3 protein-coding genes are annotated in these 5136 nt (G+C 59.2%); all 3 read right to left on the bottom strand.

The window, feature by feature from the left end; genetic code table 11:
• A partial coding sequence (locus ABX749_RS21055; protein WP_372897706.1) for a hypothetical protein occupies nt 1-1821 on the bottom strand: 1821 nt, incomplete at its 3' end.
• A 14-nt stretch (nt 1822-1835) separates the two neighbouring features.
• Nucleotides 1836-4247 carry a hypothetical protein gene (locus ABX749_RS21050; RefSeq protein ID WP_372897705.1) on the bottom strand — a complete coding sequence of 804 codons (2412 nt, stop codon included), beginning with the start codon at nt 4245-4247 and terminating at the stop codon, nt 1836-1838.
• A gap of 61 nt (nt 4248-4308) precedes the next feature.
• Nucleotides 4309-5136: ABC transporter ATP-binding protein (locus ABX749_RS21045; protein WP_372897704.1), on the bottom strand; the 828-nt coding region annotated here is incomplete at its 5' end.

Here is a 5136-nt window from a genome sequence, read left to right as displayed (position 1 = left end):
TCGTGCCAAGTCTTGATGAAGGTGAAGTGGGTAATCGGATCTCACCTTAATGATCTGCATCACCTCCTTGAACGAAAGGTGCCGGCCGATACTATCGGTTGCCGCCAGTTCCTTTGCAATCCGATCGTCACGTCCTTCCGGACTCACGGTCGCTTGCATGGCCAAGGTCTCGATCCGTCGCACGTATGCCGGGTCTAAAATCGCAACCTTGTCGGCGGTCGGATCGACGCGGGGCAACTCGATGGAATACATCTGTTGTCGCCATGTGATACGTGGAGCCGGCGTGGTGGCGTAGCGTGCTCCGAGCACCACGACATACGGCAAGAACAACGCAGCAACGATGAAACCGATCATCGGCACCACGTATTCTTTCCCCTTCTCCCCAGCCATCCATTTCGGCGTCAGTCTCCACGACGCCAACAACAGGATCACCGACGACAGCAGCAACACGGCAGAGGCGCGGGTGTAAAACATCAACAAGCCGGCGAGAACGAACGCAGCCAGCTGAACAAACACCGGCCCGGCGAAGAATGCCAACGTCGGTCGCGGCGACCACTGTGAAACCAACTGCGTCAGCGCAAATCCCGCGAAGACCACCATGACCGTGATCGTCAACCGGTTGTCCCAGCTCCATCGCAGCTCACGGTCAGCATCCGACGCCTCACGGTACATTCCGGCCAACACAATGATTGCCAAGATGATCGCCGTGACACACAGTGTCGGTCCGACGCGCGTCAGCCAGACCATCGTCGGCGAGATGCCGCGGTCGTACAAGAACAAGCAACGCTTGCGTACCGAGTCGCCGTAGAACGTCAACGCGGCGATCAGGAACAGCGGCAAGATGTAAATCGAATGGCCGACCACCAACATCTCGTCACTCGACGAACCGGTGATCAGGGCACCGGCGATCGCCACCATCGTCAGCAAGACAAGCTGCCAACGAATCGGCCGCATCTGCAGCCACAACAGCGCGAGCAGCGGTCGCGGCCGACCGAAAATCATCGCCCCGGCGAGCTTTGAAGACGTCACCTCGGGAGGCGGCCGAAACGCGCCGGTCGACATTTCTCCCATCGATTGCCTGGCTCGCCGTGATTCCGGCCAAGTCAATCGTCGCCAAGCGGCAAACAGACTGAGCCCCGTCAGCACCAGTAATGCCGACACGATCAGCAGAGCGAACGTTCCGAAGTTTTGCTCAATCACACGGTGCGGCGGACCGCGAAATTGTGCCGCCGGAAGAATGACCACGGCCAGGTACGTCACGCCCCAAATCGCCGCGATCAGCAGCGGAACCAACGCGACCAGGGCCGTGATCGGGGACCGAAACCAATAGGCCGTCGTAAAGCTGGACAACATCACCGCGATGCTTAACGCCACCGCACCGGCGCAGTGAATCCAGAACGGTTCGGGCAGGCCGCTACTCTGGCGAATCCGATCGATCCAATAGTCGCTCATCGCGGACCAGTACGCCAGAAAGCAGAGCGTTGCGACGGCCCACGCCAACAACAAGCAAACGCTCGTGACCAGCAGCTTGCTCGTCGCGATCGACTTCCAGCCGGCGGGCAACGTTTGCAGCCAAGCCAATGAACCGCTCTCCTCCTCACCACCGATCAAAACGGCCGGCGCACCGCAGGCGATCAACATCGGCAGCAACATCCAGATCGCGTAGGCTAAACCCATCCGTTCGGTGCCGACGTGGGTCAACCCGGTGAACAGTTCCAACATCACGAAAAAGCCTACGACCAATGCCGGCGTGGCGATCGCCAGCGTCTTGACCGTGCGCGCGTCTTTCCAAATCATTCGTTGCATTACTTTTCGATTCATCGTCACGGCTCCGCTCATCTGACGCGATTCTTCAAACGTTTGATTGACTGATGGGCTTGAAATTCGTACAGCGGACGCATCACTTGTGACAGTCCCGCTTGCTCCGCCGAATACAGAAAGTTTGGGACCTCCCAGACGCCGCTCATTGCGCCCGACCGCCAATGCTGTTCGGCCAGCTTGACCGTTTGATCGACAAAGCGGTCCCGTCTTAACTCTTCGATCCTTGCGATGAACTCGGTGTGCGGCCGCGGTGACCGGTCACCCAACGACATCGGTCGATCGAAACTGGCCGCGCCTGCCTGCCACTTCCAGGACGCGATCAAGCTGTTGCGGCGGGATTCCAAAACAAGCGAATCCTCGGGAAACATGCCGACCAATTCCTTGATCTCCGGTGTCATGCCGCCTTCATCGAGGTGCCGATGCAGGATATCCGCCGCGATCCATTCGGCGTACTCGGAGATCTGCGCCAGCCGCTCAAACGACGAATCACCGAAGCGAGCTTCGTGGCGAACCATCCGAGACCATTTCAGCAACACCCTCGCGACACGCAATTCCACGTCAAGCTGATCGGCTCCGAAGCGAACCGACGAACTCGCTCCCGCACTGGACGCATACCCTTCGGGCCAATAGGGAACACGTGCGGTCAACTCATTAAACGACACAAATTCCCCGACGGACGTCTCCGACGCCAACTCTTGGTCCAATCGTTCGTCGAATTGATCGCTCTTGGGTGGCGAGAGCAATTCATCGCGTCGAAACCCATTCCAAAAGTAGGCTAGCTCCGGAATCGCAGCGTGATGGACTTCGACGAGTTGATCGTCTGAGGGTCGTTGCGGGAACTCGTACGCCAACATCCGCGTTCGCCACTGCGTCTGCTCCGCGGGGATCGTTGCCGTTCGAATGCCGAGCACCAACACGTAGGGCAAGACGATCGCCAGTGCGAAATACCCGATGAATCGCGCCGTGTAATCCCGCCCGGTCAAACCGGCCAACCAGCGTGGCGTCAGCCGCCAGGAGGCAAACAAGAACACCGGGATCGACGCCATCGCCGCCCACAGGGCTCCAGCGCGGTACGCATCGAACAGCGGGTAAAACAGCAAAAACGCCAACACGCAAATCACGGGCGACGCCAAAAACGCGAACACCGGCCGAGGCGCCCACTGCGACACCAATTGGCACAGCGCGTAACCGACAAACATCAGCATCGTGCACATCAGAAATTCATCGAACCGCAGTCCGTTTCGGTAGATCACATCGCTGATCAGCTGGTTCACCAACAGGGCAATGAAAATCAATCCGACCGCGATCGCCGTCGGCATCAACCGCGTCCGCCAGATCAATGAGGGAGAAACTCCGCGATCAGCCAAGAACACACATCGCTTGCGGACCGAATCCCCATAGAACGTTGAACCGGCGATTCCGAACAACGCCACCGCGGCAACCAAACTCGCCAATTCTTGCCCGCTGCTTCTTCCCCAGACGGTGACGGTGACGCCGAACACGCCGACCAGCATCAAGCTCAATAGAATCCAAACGTTCTGTCGCGCCGCCTGCCACAACAGGGCGTGCGTCTTCGTCGGCCGCCGCAACGCCAAGGAAACGCCGTACCACGACATCGGCACGGTGCTGGGAGGCCGGAAGGCGTCGCCGGAAACCCGTTGCTTGATCCGCCGACCGAGCGATTCATCGGGGCCGGCGATCCGGCGCTTGGCCATCCCTTGATGGAGAGCGAATAGCACACCGATCGCTGCAATGGTTGGAACCCCCAGCACAGTCCAGAACTGCAGGGCAGAGATCGATTCCCATTGCGGCTGCCCCCGCAACCTCGTATCCAGCAAGTACTCCTCGACGCTGACAAACGCAATCGCAAACACAACCATCGCCGGCAACACGGCCAACAGCGCGTTGATCGGTGAACGGAACCAATACGCCAAACTAAAACCGGTCAGCAACAGGGCCAGACTGAAGACCCACTGGGAAAAGACCGCGACGGCCGACCAGTCCGGCGCATTGCGCGTATTTTCGGCCCACGCGATCACATGGTCGGGCAGAATCGTCCACTGCAACCAATACGAAATACTGGCCAAGATCCACACGGCCACGAGCGCCGCGAGGGCGACCAACAACTTGCTCAGCGCGACGCCACGCCAACTGACCGGCAGCGTCTTTAACCACGTCAGCGATCCACTCTCCTCTTCACCCCCGACCAGCAGCGCCGGGGCACCAAACGCGAGCAGATTCGGCAGAACGATCCAAATCATCCGCGACAGACCGAGTCGGGTTTGGTTGTCCACGTCCATCACCGCTTCGGCCAACAGCCACAACAGCGCGTTGAATCCGAAAATCGCGATCAGTGTCGCGATTGCCAGCGGAGCGAGCGTTCGAGCGTCTTTCCAGATCAACCGCCGCATCACTTTTTGATTCATCTTTCCGTCTCACGTTGGCAATGATTTTTCATCATCAGCACGATCTCAAAATCCCCACCCCTCACACCGGTGAAGCACCCGCCGCCGGCACCACCTTCTCCCGTTGCTGCGACGGTCGGACCGCGTTGGTGTCACAGACCGCCACAAAGATCTCTTCCAGCGTCGGCGTCTCCTCGTCGACCTTGATCACGCCCGACGCGTCGCCATAGTCGCTGCGCCAGTCGTCGGCCAAATCGCGGACGATCCATCGCATCTGGCGACCGTTCTTGGCTTCGGTCAAAACTTCGCCGCGAGGCATCAGCACGGTCGCATCGCCGTGCTCCAGCGTCGCCGTGACGACACGCGTGGAATCACGCAGCGCCTGCAACGGCTGGACAAGTTTTAAATCACCTTGATGCAAGATGCCGATCCAATCGGCCACGCGTTCGACCTCGTTGATCTGGTGGCTGGAAAGCAACACCGTGCGGCCCAGCGATGCCCGGTCGACCATCGATTCCAGAAACTGCCGACGGACCATTGGATCGAGTCCGCTGGTCGGTTCGTCGAGAATCAACAACTCTGGATCGTGCGAGGTGGCCAACGCAAGCGCGACTTTGGCACGCTGCCCCTTACTCATGTTTTTCAACTTGACGCCGGGCGGGACGTCGAAACCCATCAACGTTTCCGCATAACGTCCGGGAAATTCGTCATCGTAAAACGCCGACGTGAACCAGCCGATTTCGTCCGCGGTCATCCATTCGTACATCGCCGGCGAATCCGAAACATATCCCGTCTGTTGACGAATCTTTTGGCCGTCCTTCAAGCACGACAACCCCAGCACCGTGGCGGAACCGCTGTCCGGCTTGAGTGACCCGGTCAAAATCCGAATCATCGTGGTTTTCCCGGCACC

The sequence above is a fragment of the Stieleria sp. genome (genome assembly GCF_041595215.1).
GTDB classification, from domain to species: domain Bacteria; phylum Planctomycetota; class Planctomycetia; order Pirellulales; family Pirellulaceae; genus Stieleria; species Stieleria magnilauensis.
This window is presented reverse-complemented; position numbering and strand designations above follow the sequence as displayed.

Excerpts from the sequence above, each read along its gene's own strand:
- ABX749_RS21050 (WP_372897705.1), bottom strand. The coding sequence starts at position 4,247 with ATGAATCAAAAAGTGATGCGGCGGTTGATCTGGAAAGACGCTCGAACG.